General features: G+C 46.2%; 1 pseudogene. It reads left to right on the top strand.

Annotation, left to right across the window (positions count from 1 at the left end):
• Positions 1-136 precede the first annotated feature (136 nt).
• Positions 137-506: pseudogene (locus tag C5B91_RS22210) on the top strand (hypothetical protein); the annotation flags it as partial.

Genomic DNA, 506 nt, shown 5'->3' with positions numbered 1-506 from the left:
TTTCTCTCAAGCGGCTGAATTTGGGGATGACTTCGAGGGAACAGTACCGCGAGGTAACGTCGAAAATAGGGGACATTACGCCCAACAAGTCCGAAACCATTGGGAAAATCTTCAAAAAAAGGTTGATATCGACTTTGTGAAAGAACAGGTAGAACAACAGACTGATGCAGAAGTTGATCGCGAAGAGATTGAATCTTGGTACAGCGATGAGACGGTTGAATGGGTCGTCGAAGAAACCCGGAAAGAGCCGATGGTCGGACAGGGGGATGGGGAACAGGTATTCGCCAACTGCTGGCACATCAATGACTACGAGTCAAGTATCATGTGGGGTGCCTATATTGAGTCGAATCAAGGGGCAGTAATTCAATCCACCTATGAGAAGCTTTGCGAGTCCTTTGACGTATATCCTGATAACCATGTTTTCATCGGGAAAGTCGGGTATATTGACTATACAGACCCAGAATCAATGATACCGGAGAACAATGGTCTCTATCCCTACGTACACA

The sequence above is a fragment of the Haloferax sp. Atlit-10N genome (assembly GCF_003586325.1).
Taxonomy (GTDB): Archaea; Halobacteriota; Halobacteria; order Halobacteriales; family Haloferacaceae; genus Haloferax; species Haloferax prahovense.
The sequence above is the reverse complement of the archived record's forward strand: the minus strand, read 5'-3'. Positions and strand labels throughout refer to the sequence as shown.